This window comes from Bacillus sp. BPN334 (genome assembly GCF_008368885.1).
GTDB classification, from domain to species: Bacteria; Bacillota; Bacilli; order Bacillales; family Bacillaceae_G; genus Bacillus_A; species Bacillus_A wiedmannii.
Genome location: NZ_QOZW01000020.1, coordinates 141,886 through 163,503 on the forward strand (window position 1 = coordinate 141,886; position 21,618 = coordinate 163,503).

Genomic DNA, 21,618 nt, shown 5'->3' on the forward strand with positions numbered 1-21,618 from the left:
TCTTAACTACCTACAACAAACCCCTTAATAGCGCTATTTCACCATTAAGGGGTTTCTATCATTTTTATTCAAATAATCCCATACTTAAATACCGTTCTCCCGTATCAGGTGCAATACATAAAACTTTTTTACCAGCGCCTAATCGTTTTGCTATCATAATCGCTGCATAAACAGAAGCTCCAGAAGATGGTCCAACTAATAACCCCTCTTGTCTTGCTAAGTTTCTCATTGTCGTTAAAGCCTCTTCGTCTGCAATTTGAATAATTTCGTTATACACTTCTGTATTTAAATTTTTCGGGATAAACCCTGGACTTGTTCCTACTAGTTTATGAGGACCTGGAACACCGCCTGATAAAACGGGAGATCCTTTCGGTTCTACTACTGCAATATATAAGTTTGGTAGTTTCTCTTTTAACGTTTCCCCAGTACCTGTAATAGTTCCACCAGTTCCTGCCGTTGCTACGAATGCATCAAGCTCGCCATCCATTTGTTCATAAATTTCAAGTGCAGTCGTATAACGATGAATATTCGGGTTTGCTGGATTTTCAAATTGTTGCGGAATAAAACTATTTGGTATTTGCTTTTGCAGTTCTAACGCCTTCGCAATTGCTCCTGGCATTCTTTGTTCTGCCGGTGTTAAAACTACTTCTGCTCCGTATGCTTTCAATAAATTTATACGCTCTTTTGACATATTGTCTGGCATAATTAAAATCGCTTTATACCCTTTCGCAGCTGCATTCATTGCTAAGCCTATTCCTGTATTTCCGCTTGTCGGTTCAATAATTGTATCTCCTGGTTTGATGAGACCATGCTCTTCTGCAACGTGCAGTAAATTATAGGCAGCGCGGTCCTTCACACTGCGTGATGGATTAAACATTTCTAGTTTCACATACACATCTGCTGCGTCTTCTGGAATAAATTTAGATAATCGGACGACAGGTGTATCTCCTATTAATTCTGTAACATTTTCACATAATTTCATAGTGCATCCCCTATTCTATCGTTTTCTTATCATTTGGTAATAACCAAGAAGTAAGTCCAATTAATGGCAGACAACTACATAGTAACATAATGAATTGTAGACTATATATGTCAGCCAATTTCCCAAGTACTACAGATCCTAAAGCTCCTAGTCCAAACGCAAGCCCTACAATTAATCCAGATACCATCCCTACTTTTCCAGGAACAAGCTCTTGCGCATAAACAACAATTACACTAAAACTACTTGAACTAATAAAACCGATACATAAAAATAGCGGTACAACCCACACTAGCGAAACGTGAGGTAATAAAAGGGCGAGTGGTGCCGAACCTAGCATTGAAAATACAATAATTGTTTTCTTTCCAAATCGATCTGCTAACGGTCCACCAAAGAAAGTTCCTAATACACCGGCAATCATAAATGCGAATACGAAATACTGGGCATTTTTTATAGATAAACCGTAATGCTCAATTAAGTAAAATTGATAAAAATTCCCGATACCAGCACCGTACCAAGAACGTACAAAGGTAAGAAAAACAAGAAGTAGAATAACAAATTTAATATGTGTACTTACAATCGCATTTTCCGCCTCAAGCGCAGCCCTCTTTTTTCTTCTCACAGCGCCAGTTGCTAATTCATTCCTATACCAATTTGATACGAAAATTAATAATACAATTCCTACCGCTGCAAATGCTGTAAAACCTAAAGAACCAATTTGGCCGAGCGGAACGAAAATTAACGCTGTAAAAATAGGAGCTAGGGAATTCCCTGTATTTCCTCCCACTTGATAAATCGCTTGCGCTAAACCCCGTTTTGCACCAGCTGCCATATAAGCAACACGAGCACCTTCTGGATGAAAGACCGCGGAACCTAATCCGATAAATAAAACAGAAATAATAACAATAATAAAGTTCGGTGCAAACCCAAGTCCAATCATCCCAAGCATACTCGAAAACATACCGAGTGGTAATAAAAATGGTGACGGCTTCTTATCCGAATACATACCAAAAAACGGCTGCATAATCGATGACGTCATATTTAATGCAAACGCAATCCACCCTACTTGCATATAGGATAAATTCATCGTTTTTTCCAAAATAGGAAACAATGCCGGCACAACTGCTTGCATCGAGTCATTTAAAAAATGACCGAAACTAATTGCAAATAGTATTCGATATATCGTCGGTGTTTCAACAGTGTTTTTTTGCGAAACTGCCTGCATACGTGTATTTCTCCTTCCTGTACAATATATATATTTATTACAGCAAGTGTAATAAAGTAAAACTTTAACCTCAATAAATTCTGACTTTTGAAACATTTATATTCTATACTGGTTTCATTTCTTTTTCCAGAAATATCACTTATAGAAATAATATATTTTTTCTATAAGTTTTATCGGATTTATTTATAGAAATTTTCTATATTTTCTTTTATACTAGGACAGAGATGAAGGAAGGGATGACAACTATGAAGAAAAAATCTAAAGGAATCGTTGCACTCTCAATCACATTATCTATACTTTTAACAGCATGTGGTCAAAAACAAGAGGCAACAACTACCGGAGAAAAGAAAAAAGAATCTTCAAAACAAGTATTAAACATTGTAGAAGCTGGGGAAATTTCTACACTTGATTCATCTATCGCAACTGATGGGTTTTCTTACGCTGCATTAAACAACGTAATGGAAGGATTATATATGCCTGGTCCTGACAATAAACCTGTTCCTGCAGCAGCTGAATCATACAAACTGAGCGAAGATGGAAAAACATATACATTTACATTACACGACTCCAAATGGTCAAATGGTGATCCAGTGACTGCTCATGATTTTGAATATGCATGGAAACGTGCCATAAATCCAGAAACTGCTTCTGAATACGCACATATTATGTTCGATATTAAAAATGCAGAAAAAATAAATAAAAAAGAATTACCAATTGATTCATTTGGTGTAAAAGCGATTGATAATAAAACGCTTGAAGTACAGTTAGAACACCCTGTTCCATACTTTTTAGGGTTAATGGGATTTGCAACATTTTATCCTCAAAACCAAAAAGTTGTAGTAGCACAAGGGAAAAATTACGGACTTGAAGCTGCAAATGTAGTTTATAACGGGCCGTTCCAATTAAGTGAATGGAAACATGATACAAGTTATAAAATGACAAAAAACCCGAACTACTGGGATAATAAAAATGTGAAGTTAAATGAAATTAATGTAAATATCGTAAAAGATACTTCCACAGCCGTTAATTTATTTGAAAGCAAACAAGTAGACCGAATTACGATTAATTCAGAGTTTGTTGATAAATATCAAAAAGATCCGAGCTTAAAGAAAATGGAACGTCCTTCTATGACGTTTTTCCGATTTAGCCAAAAGAATCCTTTATTAGCAAACAAAAATGCTCGAAAAGCTATTTCGCTCGCTTTTGATAAACAAGGAATCGCAACAACGATTTTAAATAATGGTTCTATACCTGCGAATGCATTCGTTCCGAAAGGATTCGTAAAAGGACCTGATAACAAAGATTTTCGCAGTACAAGTAATGTAAAAGTAGAAACAAATGTGAAAGAAGCTAAAACACTATGGGAAACGGCGAAAAAAGAAACAAATTTACAAAACGCTTCTCTTTCAATCATAACAACTGATGAGTCTAACGATAAAAAAATTAGCGAGTTTTTAAAAGGTGAATTGGAGAAAAACTTACCTGGATTAAAAATCACATTACAGCCACTTCCAGTAAAAGCATTTTTAGATCGTGAAGGAAATGGTGATTTTGAAATTTCACTTTCTACATGGGGACCAGATTATCCTGATCCTACAACATTTTTAAATATGTTCGTCACAGATGGACCATTTAATAAAATGAGCTATTCAAACAAACAATACGACGAATTAATTGAGAAAACGAGCTCTACTTTAGCAACTGATTTACCAGCACGTTGGAAAGCGTTCCAAGATGCTGAGAAAATATTACTGGAAGATGATGCAGCTATCGCTCCAATCTTCCAATCAGGACTTGTATATTTAGAACGTCCAACAGTAAAAGATGTTGTTATTCGTCCATTTGCAGGAATTTATTCTTATAAGTGGGCTTCTATTACAGAATAAGAAAAAGGCGATCCTAACATATATTAGGATCGCCTTTTTTATTAAATCGCAAAACGCTTATACTTTTCGTAATCACTCGTCTTACATTCTACTTCTAGTTTCGTACCTTCGTTTTCATAACTTGTAGATAAAACGTGCGCATGATTATTGAAATAAGAAACTACCTGTCCTTGATCATACGGAATTAACATTTCACACTTCGTATACTCTTTATAAATGTGTGAACGAATCATTTCGACAAGCTCTTCTATCCCAACATGTTTCTTCGCTGATAAATAAACCCGGTCCTCTTGTACTTTCGGAATTTCAACGTCTACCATATCTGATTTATTATAAGCATAAATGGTTGGAATATTTTCTACTCCAATTTTCTTTAACGTTTCATTTGTAATATCAATTAATTGTTCGTAATTTGGATTTGCGTAATCTACAACGTGAATAAGTAGGTCTGCTTCAGCTACCTCTTCCAATGTTGAACGGAAAGCTTTTACAAGGTGATGCGGTAATTTGCTTACAAATCCAACTGTATCTGTTAATAAGAATGATTTGTTATCTGGCAAATCAATATTTCGTACAGATGTTTCTAACGTCGCGAATAACATATCTTTTTCAAATACTTGTTTTTCTTCAGTACCATTGTAAATTTCAAGCATTGCATTCATCGTCGTTGACTTTCCGGCGTTCGTATAGCCTACTAATGCTACAACTGGTACTTCATTTTTCTTACGTTGCTTTCGCTGCGTTTGACGCTGGGCAACAAGTGCTTCTAGATCTTTATTTAAAACTGAAATTTGTTCTTCAATTTTACGACGATCTAACTCTAATTTCTTCTCACCGACACCTTTATTTTTCGTACCAACTCCGCCGCTCTGTCTTCCTAACGATTCACGAAGACCGATTAAACGAGGCATCATATACTGAAGGTGCGCTACCTCTACTTGCAACTGTGCTTCTTTCGTTTTCGCACGTTGCGCAAAAATATCTAAAATTAATATGGTACGGTCAATTACTTTACAATCTAAATCCGCTTCTAAATTTCGAATTTGTGAAGGAGATAATTCGTCGTTAAAGATTACCATATTCGCATCTACTTCATTTACATACGCTGCTACTTCTTCAATCTTTCCTTTTCCAATATAATGGGAAGGATTTACTCGTTGTAAATTTTGCGTCACTTGCCCAATTACCTCTACATCACAAGCTTCTGCAAGGTTTGTTAGCTCTTCCATTGAATATGCAAAATCATCTTCATTACCTAAATTCACTCCAACTAAAACTGCTCTTTGTAATAATTCTTCCATATATTTATTCCTCCATTTCGATTACGTAAAATAAAAAACACAGGTTACTGCCTGTGTTTTCGTAAACGGATAAGGGTTCACCAAAGAAATAGAAGAAAGTTATACTTTCATCCTATCTCATAGTCAAAAAGTCCCATGATCATATAACGCATCCACAATAAGTGTTCACCTATACGATCTCATTCTATTTATAAAGGCAAAACAAAAAGAGGGCGTATTCGTCCCTCCCTCTTTTTCACATATAAGCTTAATAAAGGGTTCCTTTAAAATAGGCAGACCAATCCCGTTCACTCTGTACACAGACAGAGCCTTTGAGCGCTATTCAATTATTGGCACAAAGTATTGAGACGTAATCTGATTAAGATCAAAGGAAGCCCCTCCGTTCATTTTAAGTTACATAAAGTGTAGCATAAGTAATTCGCTTTCACAAGATTAAACCACCTATAGAAACAGAAAGAAAATCTTTGTATTTTTACTTTAATCGTCATTTTTTGCGCATTCTTCTTACAATAAAAATCACAAGAGCTACTATCAGTAACAGACCTATAGAAAGAGTAACAACTTGCCACCAACTTAAATCACTCACCATTTCTCCTTTCAAATCCACTTTCTTCGTCGGAACAGACTCTTTTGCAATTTGACTTAAAGCCACTTTGTCCGCCCCTGCCTCATCTAATCTCTTCGTTCTACTGCAACTATGTGTGTATAATTGTTTGTCTGATCCTCTTTGAGAAGAATATACTAAGTACTCTCCTCCCTCTACAAAGTGAAACACACAATCACCACCATTTGTATATACAATAATTTGCGAAGATGTTGTCCCTTTCCAAATTCCCTTCACTTCAAATAATACTTCAATTCCACCCCCTTCTTTCCTTCCAACCTCAATTACCTTCCCCTCAAACACTACATCGTTTTTTTGAAATGCATCTTTTGCTGATACGTTAACACAATCACAAGCATGAGATTTCTCTGGAAAAATAATAAGAATAAAGCTATAAATAATGACAACAGAAACCATGTATAAAATCCTTTTCAAGGAGCTCAACTCCCCCCATTATCAATTTTTGAAACTTCTCGTATATTATTTTTACAACACTCACCAAATTCCTTCATAGTAAGTTAAGCATTATCGTTTCAATACAACAAAAGTCTTTATTGACATTTTTATAACCTGATATTAGTATCCGGTTATAAAAATAAAAGTTAGGAGATGTTCCCATGCATTCTAAATCCCGTATTACTGCAATTGGTACTCATGTTCCAAATCAAATATTATCTAATAATGATTTAGAAAAAATGATCGATACGATTGATGAATGGATTGTACAAAGAACAGGAATAAAGGAAAGAAGGATTACTAGCGAAGGCGAATACTCCTCACACTTAGCCATTAACGCAATTGAAAATTTATGTACAACATTTAAAAAGAACTTAGAAGATATCGACTGTATCATCGTCGCTACAACAACTGCTGACTATGTTTTTCCTAGTGTCGCATGTCAAATACAACAACACTTCAACATCCCCCATACACTAGCTTTTGATTTAAATGCAACTTGCGCCGGTTTCACATATGGACTACACGTAGCTAATAGCTTAATCACTTCTGGATCACATGAAAAAGTACCTGTCGTAGCGACAGAGACATTATCAAAAGTTACCGATTACACCGATAGAACGACCTGTATTTTATTCGGTGATGGTGCTGGAGCTATTTTATTAGAAAGAGATGAAAACAAACCAAGCTTTATCGCTGCTCATATGGGAACAAATGGTGCTGGTGGCATTCATCTATACAGAACAAACTTATCTACTACTATGAATGGTACACCACTACAAACAAATGAAAAAATCGTTCAGAATGGGAGAGAAGTATATAAATGGGCAACACGTACGGTACCAGCAGGTATAAAAGAACTATTACATACCGCCAATATGCAAATAGATGATATAGACTGGTTCATACCACACAGTGTTAACTTACGAATGATTGAATCTATTTGTGAGAAAACAGAAATTCCAATTCAAAATACTTTAACGAGTGTAAAATACATGGGGAATACATCTTCAGCTTCTATTCCACTCGCTCTAGATTTAGCTAGAAAAGAAGGGAAATTAAATAACGGAGACACACTTTTACTATACGGGTTTGGTGGTGGTCTTACTCATTTAGGGCTTATTGTGGAGTGGGATTTAAACTAACATTTTTCTTTTATACAACTAACTACAAAAAAGCAGCATTCAAAGATTGATGACCTCCCTTTGAACGCTGCTTCTACTATCTTAATTTTATTTACCTGTCCGAGTCCATATCACAACAGGAATAAGCATGAAAGCTAAAACTCCTCCAGCTAATGACAATGCCGCATAACTTGAATTTGCCACTACCATTCCTGACATCGCTCCACCTGAAGCTCCAGCTAGCGCAATAAACACATCTATTTTCCCTTGTGTTTTTGCACGTGTGGAAGGTATAGTTGCATCAACAATTTGAGCCGTACCACTGATTAAACCGAGGTTCCATCCTAATCCAAGTAAAGACAAAGCAAGAATTAATAGTATTAAAGAATCACTTGGCGCTATCGCCGCTATGACACCTGCTGCTAGTAAAATCACTCCACCAGCTATACTCATCGTAGTTCTGCCAATTTTATCAATTAACATTCCCGTAACGAGAGACGGAAGATACATTGCACCTACATGAAAACCAATTACAAGACCTACTGCACTTAAAGCATGACCGTGGTGTCCCATATGAACTGGCGTCATCGTCATAATCGCAACCATCACGATTTGCGTAAGTATCATTACGATAGCTCCAACTGTAATACCTCGTTTATTTTCTGTTGCTTCTTCTATTACTGGTTGCCCTTTATATGTATGCTCTTGTTTATATGTTTCTATCATATTAGCAATAAGTAACGGATCTGGACGAAGCATAACAAATAGAATAAGACCAGCTAGTATAAATGCTGCTGCCGATAATATGAACGGACCAGCAAGTTCAGGAATTCCAATTGAATGAGCAAACCTTCCCATTACACCTACTAAATTTGGACCTGCGACTGCACCAAAGGTCGTCATTACCATCGTAATACTAATAGCAGTTGCTCTTTGCTTCTTATTCGCTAAATCGGTTCCAGCATAACGTGCTTGTAAATTCGTAGCTGTGCCCGCGCCATATATAAGTAAAGAAACTAGTAAAAGAATAATACTATTTGTTAAAGCTGCCACCACAACTCCAATAGCCCCTATTCCACCTACTATAAAACCTCCTGCAAGCCCTATGCGACGACCATGTTTTTGTGATAACTTCCCAACAAAGAAAGCCGCTACCGCAGATCCCATTGTAAACATAGCAGCTGGTAACCCTGCATATGCATCTGTCCCAAGCATTTGCTGCGCAAGAAGTGCACCTACTGTAATTCCGGCAGCTAACCCTGCTCCACCGAACATTTGTGAAATACTTACGATTAGTAATGTTCTTTTGTATAATTTTTGTTGTTCTTCTTCTGTATATATATGATTACTTATTGAAGCATCTGCTGTATCTATCATTTCCTCACCCTCTCTATAAAACTAATCCCCCTTGTTAATGTACTATAGAACAGCAAAATCCCCAATTTATAACTCTTAAATTTATTCATATTTTATTGCTCCTCCACTTCAAATAATAATCCCCTAAGTTTTAACACTACTCTTCTGTATTATTAAAGTTAAATAATATAATAAAAAAACTACATAACATATGATTTTATATAGATACCGTAGTAAATTTATTGTTTCCAAACAATGATTAAAGTGCGATTTATTATAAATAACACTGCAAGAATAATAGCAAAGGTTATTTGATCAACAGTATATAGAGCAACAGAGCTAACTCCAAACAATATGATTTCTAACATAAACCTATATGGTTCTGTCAATTTTAATGATGCTTTAGGTGCAATGAACCGCCTCCATATTATCGCAAAAAGTAGTGGTGAACCAATACCAAAAACATATTTCCCATATACATCCCCAAAAAATTGAAAGCCCCAATAACATAGTGATGCAAGAGCAAATAATTCTATAAAAAATCTTGTCACCAGATTTATATGTTTTATAGACATATTATAAAGCCCCCCTTGAAAACTTATGTAGAATCCTATAAAAATAATATTATGCATCCTATATTTGAACTTGATACGTACCTATTCATTGTATGTAAAAATACTTATTCATACTATTCAGTTCATCTTTGATTTTGGCTGATAATGAATGAGAGTAAATACTTAAATGATAGTGACACATATGCCTATAAGCACAAAGGGAAGAACTTCGCCATTCACGTTTCGTCCATGGAGTTCTTTCCTTTGTTAATAACCAACTTTCAATAATTAGGGTGAAATTCATATTTAGCCTATTTCCCTTACAATCCCCCTACTATCCTTTTTTCCCTTCTTTTACTCAAAGCCTTTCCTTCCCAAAATAACAAACTTACTAAAGCAAAAACTAAGATAATCGGCACACTTGCTTTATATAAATCTGTAAAACTCATTGCCATCTGATTTTGAGCATAGTGATTCACATCATCCGAAAATGCGAGTACTTCTTTCTTTATACTTTCCTCTTGTTTTTCAACTTCTTTTGTCACTTGATTCATAACTTCTTCTCTTTTTGCATCTCTATATTCTACTGGAATTTCTCTTAATACTTCATCCACTTTTTGGTGAATTAATGCATCTTTTTTCTCTTTATTTAACCCTACAAATGTTTCATTTTGATGTTTTTCTACATTTGTTTCTATACTTTGGTTCTCTATTTTTCCTTTTGTTATTTCTAATATCTCAGCCTGCTGGGCACTACTCACATGAATATTATGCAATTTTTCTTCTGCATAACGATATACATTCTCTTTATTTACAGCTAAATTGTGCGTTAAGTTAGATACAAATATTGCAACTGCTAATACAATTCCTACTTGCCGCAACATCGAGACAACACTTTGAGAAGCGGTTAATAATTCCCCTTCAAACGAAGAAGCACTTAAAACTGTAATTGGACCTACTACTAAACCATACCCAACACCTAATATCATACATGGAATAATAATTTCAATATTCGTTGAATTAACATCAATCATTTGCAACCAATAATAAGAGAAACCCATAACAAGAAAGCCTGACAAAATAATAGTTACTTTTCCGAGTTTTTTAATTAAAGTTGCTGCAACTGGTGAGACAAAAAATATCATTGCTGAAATAGGTGTCACTAAAAAAGCTGCTTCAATTTCCGTTCGGCCTTGTATTTTCGTCAAGAACGTCGGAAGCAATACAGTAACTCCAATTAAAAATAAATTACTTAATATGACAACGATAGACGCTCCGACAAACATTCGATCTTGAAATAACTTTAAATTCACCATTGGATTATGAATCTTTCGTTCTACTAAAACAAATAGAATAAGAGAAATAGTGCTAATTGCATAACAAGACAAAGCAATATTACTTTGCCATCCCCATGTATTGCCTTTTACTAATATGAGAGTAAAAGAAAAAATTGCTGTGCTACTTAATAGTAGTCCTACCCAATCTATTTTTGAGATAATACGTTCTTCATTTTTTATTTGCAGCATAATACAGCATAAAATGATTCCAAGAATACAAATAGGAACATTTATGAAGAACACCCATCTCCAACCGACATTTTGTGTAATAATTCCACCTATTACTGGTCCCATTGCAGCTGATAGTCCTTGTGTTACCCCTAAAATTGCAAGTGCAACATGTCTCTTTGCTAATGGCATTGCTGAAACGCCGATTACCATACTTGTCGGAAATAAAATTGCTGCACCAATACTTTGTATAAAACGAGAAAAGATGAGAAAATCGCCCGTATTAGCAAAAGCACAAAGCACTGATCCACCACCAAAAATTATCAAACCAAGAATATACATCTTTGCTTTCCCAAAAATATCAGCTATCCGTCCTAGTGGAATGGCTAGTACTGCAATCGTCATCGTATAAACATTTAATATCCAAGACATCTTTTCTAATGAAGTATTTACACTCGTTTGTATGGCCGGTAAAGCTATATTCATAATTGTCGTATCAATCATACAAAGAAATATACCTAAGCACATTAAAAAGACAATCTTAATACCCTTTGATTGCTCCATGTTCATCTACCCCTTTATTTATTATGAACGTGTTTTTCATTCTTCTGTTTTATTGTGTTTTTTTACTTCTAGTTGCTCTAGTTTTCTTTTCAATGTCTCTACTTGAGCACTATATGATGCAATACCTACATCGAGTGAAATTTCCTCAACAAAAGTAATACCTTCTCTCCACTTTTCATATTTCAAACGAAGATCCGCAATGTATACCTCTTTCCTTTCAATTTCGTCCTCAATCCATTTTTTTATCGCCTTGTCATCGCTATAATTACCAAAATACATCCTCATTAAAAAATCTGAACGTAAAACATCTTTCTCTACATCTGTTTGCATGTATTGATAAAACTCTTCACGCCCTTCATCTGTAATAAAGTACATTTTCTTATTCGGTTTCCCTTCTTGCATAATAACCTCTTTCTTTATTTTCCCCTCTTTTTCCAACTGTCGTAACGTTGGATAGATCATTCCAAAACTCCCATCAAAAAAATGAGTAAATACGTCTTCGAACACAATTTTAATATCATAACCAGACAATTCTTTTTCCATCAATAAACCTAAAACAACATCTCTTCCCTTCAAAATAAGACCCCCACATAGTATATAATCAATAATCATATTAACAATGTTAATATGATTATTGATTATATACCCTATTCTGTTAATTGTAAAATGTTTCTAAATAAAAGAACACCCTGTAATTTTATTGTTCAAAATTACAGGGTAGCTCTAATTTATATTTCATATACAAACTTTGTACTATTTTACAACTTCATCTTGATTAGCTTCAAAACCTTCTGTCTTACCCTCTTTCATTTCATAATAATACGAAGGTAATTCTATACCATGCTCTAAGAAATAATCCTCAATTAATGCAATAATGATTTTTAACGTTTTCACACGAGCATACAATTTATCATTACTTTCGATAATTTCCCATTTCGCATTTGGCTTATTTGTTTTTTCAAACATGTCTTCCATTGCTTCAACATACTCGTCCCACTTTTCACGGTTACGCCAATCTTCGTCTGTAATTTTCCATCTTTTCAAAGGATTGTTCTCTCTATCTTTAAACCTCTTTAATTGTTCATCTTTACTAATATGATAGAAAAACTTCCCGATTATATAATGATCATCTGTTAATAGTTTTTCAAAATCATTAATCTCATCATACCCTCTCGTCCACTCTTCCTTTGTAGCAAACCCTTCAACACGCTCCACTAACACACGTCCGTACCATGAGCGATCAAAAATAGTAATTTGCCCGTACTGAGGAAGTTTTCGCCAGAAACGTTGCAAGTAATGGTACCGTTTTTCATGAGGTGCTGGTGCTCCAATTGGATTTACTTGAAACCCGCGCGGATCAAGATGTTCCGTCACTCGCTTAATCGCTCCGCCTTTTCCAGCCGCATCCCAGCCTTCCATAACGAGCATAACCGCAATTTTTTCTTCTTTTACAATTTGCTGCAATGCTAATAAGCGCCTTTGATATTTTTCTAGTCTCTTATTGTACTTAGATTTCGATTCAATTCTTTTCGTTACATCTACTTTAGCAAGATATCCATTTTCCATAAAACAAATCCCCCTTGTTGTATGACAATGTTATTTTAACATATTATTGGAAATTTTTTCACATTAGAAAAAACTGTGTAGAAAAATCTCTACACAGCTTCCTTCTCTAATTGCACATCTACTTCAATATTCTCATTTTTATTTTTCACAGCTTTTATAAAGAATACAGCAGTTAACATAACGGTAATAACCGCACCTACCATATAAGATGTGTTTAACGGAATATTAAAACCAATTTTTGCATTTAAAATGTAAATGAAAGTCATGAGTTGCATGACTTTCGCGGGAATTAAGGAAACAACATACGGTTTCCCTTTTATGAATAAATACATCGTTCCAATCCATCACGCAATTGCTGCAGTCGATTGGTTAGCCCAAGAGAAATATCTCCATCTTATTCACAAAGAGAGACTATATTTTTTTACAATTGAATTATGGTATACGCTCTCAAAAAAAGAAGATAATAACAAATAAATCCGTTACAGAATGGGAGTACTTTAAAGATGAAACGAAAAATATTTTCTCTCTTTGCACTAATCTGTTTCGCACTACCAATACAAGCTAGTGCATACACATTTCACTCACTACCAATTGAATCAAAGTCTAAACAGTGGTATATCGAAATTGACAAATCTCATAACGCAAACAAGCAAGCAGTGCAGCCAAAACAGGGTGTATATGATACATATAGTTTACTCGTAAAAAACATCGGTAATGATGTATCAAATGTATCAGTGGAAATACTTGATAACACTCCTACCTCTAAAGCTACTTTTAATCCTACTACGTTAAATAGCAACGTTTCTAAAAGTCAAACAAGCTCTGACTACATCGTATTCCCTTTAGACTTTAATAGCCATAATTTTAAAGTCGTCATTACTTGGGAAGAAAAAAATTTCTCATACAACGGTCATCCGGTAAATGAGGGGGAACAAATGAAACAAACATTTGTGTTTAATGAAGAATAAGCCCTAATTTGATTAGGGCTTATTCTTCATTTACAAAACCAGATTGAATCGCTTCTGTTACTTCTTTTGTGATTTCTAGTTCTGTTGCTTCCGTACTAATTTTCTTGTCCCAAATATGTACGGAAGGCTTTTCGTTACAAAGATGTTTTACTAATACTAGTTGATTATATGTTAGCTTATTTTCTCTATGGGTGGCGATATAGACTGTGAAATTTTTTGCTTCAAAGACCTTTTCATGCAAAGTGTATTGGCTGGCCAATTCCTTTATTACTATATCTTTCCAGCTTCCTATAATCATATAAGTCGTTCCCCTTCCCTTATATCATCAATCAAATCGTCGAATACTTGGTACACATAACGCTATTCCAATTGTTACAAGTACTAATATAGCTAGTGTTATAATCGTTATCTCACCACCTATGACAATAGCGAACCATCGTTATCGAACTACCTAAAGTCGAAAGTAATTGCCCAATCCATAAAAATTTAAAATGTGGTGACGCTTTAACCGGCAATATTAATTTACCAACATAACTTACATTTTTCTCTGTTCGTATTTCTCCTTGCATACCTCTCTCCTCTTTTCAAATTAAGTTAATATCGATTATAAAACAGAAAATTCAATCTTCAATAATTTTAATTATATATGAAACTGTTAAATTATTGGTAAAAATATAAAAAAGGTGTTTTCATAAATGAAAACACCTTTTTTATTTATAATTTTAAGTTCTTCTTCAATGTCCAATACTTTTCTTGAGCATTTTCAAATGAAAATTCTACCCAACCGTTTGGATCTTCACGATATACATTTACTTTCTTACCATTTTCTAATTTTCCAACTTCATTTTGTGTAACATTTGGTACACTCTTAATTGTATAGCCAAATGGATATGGCACTTGATAGTAAGAGCCTACTAATTGAACAGTAGCTGTTGCATCTTTTGCATAATCTTTATATGGAATGTCTTTTCCTAATGCCTCTACATTTAATGTATTAGGATTTTTCGGTAATCGTTTTACATTTTCATAATCTTTCTTGTTAAACGGTTTAATACGCTCCATAATATTAGCGATTTTGCCAGCCCATTCTTTATCTGTTGCATACTTTTCATTCATATCAGGTAATGTGTAACCGCTGAAATAATTTGCACCTTCTTCTAAGTAGTTCTTCCTTACATAATCAGCATTGTAAGAAATACTTTCCTTATATGAAGGTAAATATTTTGCATATGCAAATGGATCGCGATCATATGCTCTTAAACCAAATAAATTATGTTTACGATATGCAATTTCTGATTTACCGTACGCAGATTCTAAGATTGCATGTGCAGCTAAATATAGTGCGCTCACACCATACTCATTTTGTGCTTGAATAAAATCTTGTCCAGTTCCAATAAGTGGACTGTCAGGATGCCATTTTTTAATGAAATTATCAATCTCTAGTGCCGTTACGTTAGATGGCAAAGTTACGTCTAGATTAATATACGATGGCTGTTCAACAGGAACATCATTTTTAATTTTCATCGCTTTATATAAAAGTTGCGCATAGCTTTCACGTGTTAATACACCCGATGGATCAAATCCTCCAAGCCCATTCCCTACCGATACACCATTGGATTGCAATGCACTAATTGCTTCTTTTGCCCACCAGTGTGTTGCATCTATATCATTAAATGTATGTGTTGCTTTTACTTCTAATTTAAATGCTCTTTGCAAAATAACAGACATTTCAGCACGAGTTAATGATTCTTTCGGTCTAAACGTCCCTTTACCATCACCTATGAAAATCCCCATATCTGTTAATGCCAAAATTTCTTTTGGGAACATCGTCGTTCCTGCGCTAATATCAGAGTATGGATTTTTATAATCGCTTTTTACTTCTGGTTTTAATGCGCGATACATTAATGCTGCTACTTGCTCACGAGTTACAACGTCTCCAAAACCAAATTTACCATTATCGTAACCTGCAATAACCCCTTTTGACGTTAAATCAGTAATCGCTTCAAGTGCCCAATGATTTTTCGGAACGTCTGGAAATTCTTTTGTAGATGCAAACGAAGTTGCTGGAGCCAGCACTACTTGAAGTGCGACTGTCACTGCTAACACATTAGAAATAACTTTTTTCATAATTTTTTAACACGTTATGTATATGCTTGTCCCGTGTTAACTTGCCTCCCTTTATTATATAATTTTCCCTAATAAACTAACAAACTCTTAATTAGTCAACAGTAAAAGTATACGTGATAAAAATAAACTAATCTACCATTATTTTATTTATAATCAGTATAATACGATGTATCTTTTTATTCCGATATAAAATTACGAAAACTTACATAAAAAGCCCACCTCTATATAGACGATGGACTTAGCAATCAACATTCTTATTTAGCTAAACGATATTTTGAAACATCGAAACCTTTCCACTCATAATAATCCAAAATCCCAGCATAAACTGCCTCAGCAGCAATTTGTCTTCCTGATTCATCAGCTAATTTACCATTATCTATATTATTATCAATAAAGGCAAGCTCTGTTAAAACTGCTGGTACTGTATTATTATTTACTACATAAAATGAATGATTGTCTTTTATAGTTCTATCTCTTGTATGTAGTGCTTCTACTACTCGTTTTTGAATTTTCTTCGCTAATACTTCGCTATCCTTTTCAATCTGTGTCTCTTCTCCACGCTTGGATTTTTTATAATAATATGTTTCCGTTCCATGACCATCATGATTTTCAGAAGAATTTGCATGAATGCTTACAAATATATCTCCATTGTTCTCTTGTCCAAATTTCACTCGATTCGCAAGAGATTCATTTTTGTTACTTCCTGGATTTCCATTCTCTTCACGTGTTAACAAAGCTTTTAAAGGTGTATTTTTTTCTAACAACTTCTGTAATCTTAAAGAAGTATCAAATACAATTCCACTTTCCTCTACACCTTGTCCCGGATTCCCTGGATCAAATCCTCCATGACCAGGATCAATAATAACTACCTTTTCTACTAAAGGATTGCCTACTTTAAGTGAGTCAGCCTTTGCAATAAACTGTGCTGCTTCTGCTTTCGTTACAGTTTTCTTAGGCTCCCACTTCTCACCAGTACCAAGAGAGATGCCTAATTCAACTAGGATGTTAGCTTTTTCTTTACCCCAGTTTAATGTTTCTAAATCTTTGAATTTAGTTGCTGGAGTACCGTTTACTTTAGACTCTAATTTGTAAGCTTCTACAAGAAGGGATGCCATTGAAACTCGGTCAATTTTCCCAGTTGGGTCAAAGACGCCTGGGCCTTTCCCTTTAACAACACCAGCTTTTTCTACAGCTGCGATGAATGGAGTGTACCAATCGTTTTGAGAATCACCGAAAGATGGTTTAGCATTTTTATCGATTGGTAAGTTTAAGATTTTAGCCATCATTGTAGCTGCTTCTGCACGAGTGATTTCTTTTCCAGGCTCGAACATTCCTTTATCGTTACCTGTAACTGCACCTTTATCTACTAAATAGTAAATAGAATCTTCTGCCCAATGTTTAGCTACGACATCTGGAAATTTTTTTGTTTGTGCGAAACTACTAGATGAATAAGTTAATATACTAGCTGCAATTAATCCTGCTGCAATTATTCTATTTTTCATAGAATATATTCCCCTCTCAAGTACAATGTATTTATATAACAGACTAATTATAGTTCTGAAAATTAGTAATAGTCAATTGAAATTTGTATAAATTTGTATTATTATTGTATTTTTTGTCATATATAACTATAGTTAAAAACTATAAGATTCTTATTTTATAAGAGGAGAGGTTCCCATGAGCAAGAATTGGAAAGATATAGAACACCGTATGTATACAATGTGTATGATTCAGCGTAATAACAAAGTATTGCTAATACAGCGCCCCGATCATCTAGGATTCCCTGGTTATATCGCTCCTGGCGGTAAAGTAGATTTTCCAGAAAGTATCGTCCAAGCTGCTAAACGAGAAGTAAAAGAAGAAACTGGATTACTTGTTTCAAATTTAACTTTTAAGGGATTAGATGAATACGTAAATCCGAAAGAAAATGTTCGATATATGGTATTTAACTATTGGACAAATTCATTTGAAGGTGAACTCCTTTTGAATCCTCCTGAAGGCGAATTATTATGGGTACCAATCGATACAGCATTAAATCTTCCAATGCAAGATTGGTTTAAAGAAAGATTCCCATTATTTTTTGAAAAAGGTTCGTTTGAAATTCAACGCGTTTGGGACGGAGACTTAGATAAACAAGTTGCTATGACAATTACGCATACGTAAAAAAAGCTTGGTATCTCTCCAAGCTTTTTTTACTTTCCTTCTATTTTCTTAATCTCATAATCAATTTCTAAAAACTTAACTCCAAATATCCACATTCTATGATTAGCTTCTAATATGTGATTCGTGTTCTCCTTTATAATAAAAGTCTCTGCTAACGGTAAACGAATTGTAAAGAAACGAGTATGTAAATAAATTCCTTCATCTCCTTTACCATTTCTTCTCAGCTTACTAGTAATGATTAAATCATTACTCCTATTACATAATTTTAAAACCCCCGTCATATTCGAATATGGTAAAGGCAATGCAATATTCATATATGCCTCGCTCTTATATGTGTGCTTTGAGTAAAGAGCTACAAAAATAGATTCTCCTGCTTCATTTTTTCTTAGCCAAGCCCTTACATTCTCTCTTCCATCCTTCTCATCTATTATCCCGACGATAGAGCCATGCATCGTTTCCCACTTACCGCCCATTCCTAAATGTATTTGTCCTACACGCTTACTCATTTTCTCATAGCAAAATGCAACCGGACGAAACCAACGAGCCCACTTAATATGCGATTGTAACTCATACTCTTTTGTATTTTCATAAAAACGAGTAATACTTAAAGGAATCTTCGTCACGTCAAATGCCTCACTATGAAAATCATTCATTTTATCAACTAAACCTTTGTATTCCTTGCTATCTATTAAATTTCTGTTATGTAAAAATGCTTCACCAACTGTCGCATTTCCTCTTAACCCGCTCATTGGTTTCCCGTAATATTTATAATTCGGGGCACTATTTTCAATCATCCAGCCGACAAATGCTGGTAACGCTACTCCAATTCCATTGACAACACCGTGAATCCAAACCATTTGAGCAATTGTAATCATCAGTACATGTTTCAAATTCCCATACGAATATATAAGTGAAAACATAATTGTTACCATGAGTGTACTAGACGATATGATCAGGAGAATCTTTGCACTGATAGCATTAAATTTCGTGCGCCAAACATAAATCCCATAACCATAAATAGCACATAAATATAGGAACACTGCAAAAAATTCAAATACTCTTGAGTACGTAATCCCTATTGCAACTGTCATAGGTGAAATGACGATGACAAACATAATAGCATCATATACTTTACTTCTTTTTTCTCTTTTTCTCCCAATTAAACCAGCTGATAACGGCAATAGAAATGCCGAATAATGAAAGTGTGCAGCGGTAAGCAAAACAATGTCAGAACTAAAGTGCATAATGGAAAGCTTTGCTACTGAAGCAAAAAACCAAAAACCACCTAGAAACAAATAAATAAACGCACTATCAATAGCTGTCTCTTCTAACTGTTTCCATCCTCTTTCTAGCACTCTACTTACACCAAATAACGCAATAATTCCTGTATATACAAACCAAAGTATCGCAAAGAAATAGTGATTTGTTACGAAAGCTAACGTTGCACTAATTGCTGCGATTGGATATAACAGCGATACAAATTTATAAAAAGATACATACGATCCATTTCTTGTTTTCTTATCAATGATGCAAAATGACATCGGTATAAATAACAAAATAGATAATAATATAATTGCTTCCACTGGGTTTATATTTGACCACTCACATATTAGAAAAATAATATAACAAGCAAGCCCAACTATTATATTTTTCATAACATTTATTTCCTCTCCACAAATGTTCCCTTATATGAAAATAATGAACCAATTAACGGATTGCGTACTTGTACATGAATTCGAAAACATTGTAGTGTTTCATCATAACTTTCCACAATTTTGGCCTCTCCGTATAAAAATCTAGGTAACAGGCATTTTCTTCCAAACATGTAGAACCATTGTTTCTTTGAAGAAATATGTATTGCCCCCACCTCATCAATATGAAAATCCAACGTAGAAACAAGTATGTGCGGTTCACCAAAATAATCTACAATTTCATTATTCTCTTCATCCAACTGCATAACGGCGTTAAAATATCTTTTTTTATTATGAAAATAAAAAGTACGATTCCACCGCACAAGTTCATTTCCATGTTCATCTCGCTCAGCGGTATTATGTATTGTAAATGGCACTTCCTTCCCCCGCTCAGAGAAAAACATTCTAAACTTCGATGCAATTTTTAATATCAATTTCACGAAAAAAGAACCTCCGTAAATTTCATCCATATTTCCTTCTCCAGTAAAGCTATTTTCTTCTGTAATTTCATAGCGTTTCTGTAATTTTGGATGAAGCTTTTTATAAGAATCCCCTAATAGTCTTTCATACATATTAGCCATACATTATCCCTTTCTCTTCCTCTTGCAATTTTTTGCGCTTGGCAAATTCGTGCTATTTATATAACCGACAATTGATAACCCCATTAGTAGAACGTTTAATGTAATTGGATTAAACGGCTCTGTAAAGCTTACGATATTCGTAAAACCCGCCGCTATCGTTAAGGCTATTAACATAAAAATATGTACGATAAATACTTTTCGTTTTTGAAATGGCAACAACCATATGACACCAAAAATAAGTTCTAGTAATCCAATTATTTTAAGTACAAAAATACTATGTTCAGTTGAACCAATCATCACAGATAGCATTTTTACTTCTTCTGAATGAGTAAACAATAGTTTCGGCACTATTCCTTGATACATCCATACAAAAGCAAATAAAAAACATACGAGCCAATATGTCATCGTTCTTCTAATTAGTAATCTCGGATGAAGTCCCTTTTCTATCCATAATTTTAACGCATCAAAACTCCAAGCAGTCGCCCAGCCTAATAACGGACGAAACATATAGAAATCTATTACATTTCCTATACGACCAAACCTCGTATCGTAATCATATTGCGTCTCAAAATGAATGTATTCTTCACGCGGTGTATACTTCCAATAACCACGCCCTATTTGAATAAGTGATAATTTATTATCTGTCCAAAATTTTAAAGAAGAAATTCTTTCACCCGTTTCTTTTCTTATTTCACCTATCGATTCCCCTTCACCAGCTATTTCAAGTCCAAATCCAATTTTAGTTTTATATAAAAACTTCTGCGGTTCTCCTTCTTTTTTCTCTAAATACGAAATTTCAGTAAAGCGAGCATCCCATTCTGTATGTATATCTGGTTCCTGTGTATATCCCCATATTTTTTCCATTGTTGTGTTCATTTCTGCCGAAACATAAATAGGCTTTTTCCCCTTCATTCTTCCACCTCCTATGCACTATAAATTTAATGTACATGCTATGAATTTATTTTGCT

At 34.4% G+C, this 21,618-nt stretch carries 19 protein-coding genes and 2 pseudogenes; 4 read left to right on the top strand and 17 right to left on the bottom strand.

What is annotated here, in order from left to right:
- Positions 1–64: 64 nt before the first annotated feature.
- Together cysK and DN393_RS27285 are read right to left on the bottom strand one after the other, a co-directional pair.
- Positions 65–982: a cysteine synthase A gene (gene cysK, locus DN393_RS27280; RefSeq protein WP_064476447.1), complete on the bottom strand. Its 918-nt coding sequence runs from the start codon at positions 980–982 to the stop codon at positions 65–67.
- A 10-nt stretch (positions 983–992) separates the two neighbouring features.
- A complete protein-coding gene (locus DN393_RS27285; RefSeq protein WP_064476448.1) occupies positions 993–2,204 on the bottom strand; it encodes an MFS transporter in 1,212 nt (403 codons plus the stop codon).
- A gap of 245 nt (positions 2,205–2,449) precedes the next feature.
- On the opposite strand from DN393_RS27285, the gene DN393_RS27290 reads away from it, so the two are divergent.
- Positions 2,450–4,090: a peptide ABC transporter substrate-binding protein gene (locus DN393_RS27290; protein WP_064476449.1), complete on the top strand. Its 1,641-nt coding sequence runs from the start codon at positions 2,450–2,452 to the stop codon at positions 4,088–4,090.
- A 41-nt stretch (positions 4,091–4,131) separates the two neighbouring features.
- Here DN393_RS27290 and hflX read toward each other — a convergent pair whose 3' ends face one another.
- Complete coding sequence (gene hflX, locus DN393_RS27295; RefSeq protein WP_061673188.1) at positions 4,132–5,391, bottom strand: GTPase HflX; 1,260 nt, start codon at positions 5,389–5,391, stop codon at positions 4,132–4,134.
- A gap of 484 nt (positions 5,392–5,875) precedes the next feature.
- Positions 5,876–6,430: a hypothetical protein gene (locus DN393_RS27300; RefSeq protein WP_064476450.1), complete on the bottom strand. Its 555-nt coding sequence runs from the start codon at positions 6,428–6,430 to the stop codon at positions 5,876–5,878.
- 182 nt (positions 6,431–6,612) lie between these two features.
- On the opposite strand from DN393_RS27300, the gene DN393_RS27305 reads away from it, so the two are divergent.
- Positions 6,613–7,596 carry a ketoacyl-ACP synthase III gene (locus tag DN393_RS27305; RefSeq protein WP_064476451.1) on the top strand — a complete coding sequence of 328 codons (984 nt, stop codon included), beginning with the start codon at positions 6,613–6,615 and terminating at the stop codon, positions 7,594–7,596.
- Positions 7,597–7,683: 87 nt separating this feature from the next.
- Here DN393_RS27305 and DN393_RS27310 read toward each other — a convergent pair whose 3' ends face one another.
- The 6 genes and pseudogenes from DN393_RS27310 to DN393_RS32240 form a co-directional block, all read right to left on the bottom strand.
- A complete protein-coding gene (locus tag DN393_RS27310; RefSeq protein ID WP_064476452.1) occupies positions 7,684–8,952 on the bottom strand; it encodes an MFS transporter in 1,269 nt (422 codons plus the stop codon).
- 218 nt (positions 8,953–9,170) lie between these two features.
- A complete protein-coding gene (locus tag DN393_RS27315; protein WP_149174124.1) occupies positions 9,171–9,506 on the bottom strand; it encodes a YrdB family protein in 336 nt (111 codons plus the stop codon).
- Between the two features lie 299 nt (positions 9,507–9,805).
- Entirely contained in the window at positions 9,806–11,554 is a 1,749-nt protein-coding gene (locus DN393_RS27320; protein ID WP_149174125.1) for an MFS transporter, read from the bottom strand.
- A 36-nt stretch (positions 11,555–11,590) separates the two neighbouring features.
- Entirely contained in the window at positions 11,591–12,130 is a 540-nt protein-coding gene (locus DN393_RS27325) for a PadR family transcriptional regulator (RefSeq protein WP_075310117.1), read from the bottom strand.
- Positions 12,131–12,307: 177 nt separating this feature from the next.
- A complete protein-coding gene (locus DN393_RS27330) occupies positions 12,308–13,120 on the bottom strand; it encodes a polyphosphate kinase 2 family protein (RefSeq protein WP_064476456.1) in 813 nt (270 codons plus the stop codon).
- Positions 13,121–13,209: 89 nt separating this feature from the next.
- Positions 13,210–13,512: pseudogene (locus DN393_RS32240) on the bottom strand (carbon starvation CstA family protein); the annotation flags it as partial.
- Between the two features lie 111 nt (positions 13,513–13,623).
- Here DN393_RS32240 and DN393_RS27340 point away from each other — a divergent pair.
- On the top strand, positions 13,624–14,088 hold the full coding sequence (locus DN393_RS27340; protein WP_064476458.1) for a hypothetical protein: 465 nt from the start codon (positions 13,624–13,626) through the stop codon (positions 14,086–14,088).
- Positions 14,089–14,107: 19 nt separating this feature from the next.
- Here DN393_RS27340 and DN393_RS27345 read toward each other — a convergent pair whose 3' ends face one another.
- From DN393_RS27345 to DN393_RS27360, 4 genes and pseudogenes are all read right to left on the bottom strand, one after another.
- Complete coding sequence (locus DN393_RS27345; RefSeq protein ID WP_064476459.1) at positions 14,108–14,386, bottom strand: hypothetical protein; 279 nt, start codon at positions 14,384–14,386, stop codon at positions 14,108–14,110.
- A gap of 133 nt (positions 14,387–14,519) precedes the next feature.
- A pseudogene (locus tag DN393_RS27350) lies at positions 14,520–14,657 on the bottom strand (MFS transporter); the annotation flags it as partial.
- A gap of 145 nt (positions 14,658–14,802) precedes the next feature.
- Positions 14,803–16,215 carry an S-layer homology domain-containing protein gene (locus DN393_RS27355; RefSeq protein ID WP_064476460.1) on the bottom strand — a complete coding sequence of 471 codons (1,413 nt, stop codon included), beginning with the start codon at positions 16,213–16,215 and terminating at the stop codon, positions 14,803–14,805.
- Positions 16,216–16,469: 254 nt separating this feature from the next.
- Positions 16,470–17,717, bottom strand: coding sequence for an N-acetylmuramoyl-L-alanine amidase (locus DN393_RS27360; protein WP_064476461.1), 1,248 nt, complete (start codon positions 17,715–17,717; stop codon positions 16,470–16,472).
- Between the two features lie 175 nt (positions 17,718–17,892).
- Here DN393_RS27360 and DN393_RS27365 point away from each other — a divergent pair, with 175 nt between their 5' ends.
- A complete protein-coding gene (locus tag DN393_RS27365; RefSeq protein ID WP_064476462.1) occupies positions 17,893–18,378 on the top strand; it encodes an 8-oxo-dGTP diphosphatase in 486 nt (161 codons plus the stop codon).
- A 29-nt stretch (positions 18,379–18,407) separates the two neighbouring features.
- Here DN393_RS27365 and DN393_RS27370 read toward each other — a convergent pair whose 3' ends face one another.
- From DN393_RS27370 to DN393_RS27380, 3 genes are read right to left on the bottom strand one after another with little or no spacing between them, the layout of a single operon-like run.
- Positions 18,408–20,033 carry a YndJ family protein gene (locus tag DN393_RS27370; protein WP_064476463.1) on the bottom strand — a complete coding sequence of 542 codons (1,626 nt, stop codon included), beginning with the start codon at positions 20,031–20,033 and terminating at the stop codon, positions 18,408–18,410.
- Between the two features lie 5 nt (positions 20,034–20,038).
- On the bottom strand, positions 20,039–20,650 hold the full coding sequence (locus tag DN393_RS27375; RefSeq protein WP_064476464.1) for a DUF4166 domain-containing protein: 612 nt from the start codon (positions 20,648–20,650) through the stop codon (positions 20,039–20,041).
- A 3-nt stretch (positions 20,651–20,653) separates the two neighbouring features.
- Positions 20,654–21,562, bottom strand: a complete 909-nt coding sequence (locus DN393_RS27380) for a DoxX-like family protein (RefSeq protein ID WP_064476465.1) — start codon at positions 21,560–21,562, stop codon at positions 20,654–20,656.
- Positions 21,563–21,618: the final 56 nt, after the last annotated feature.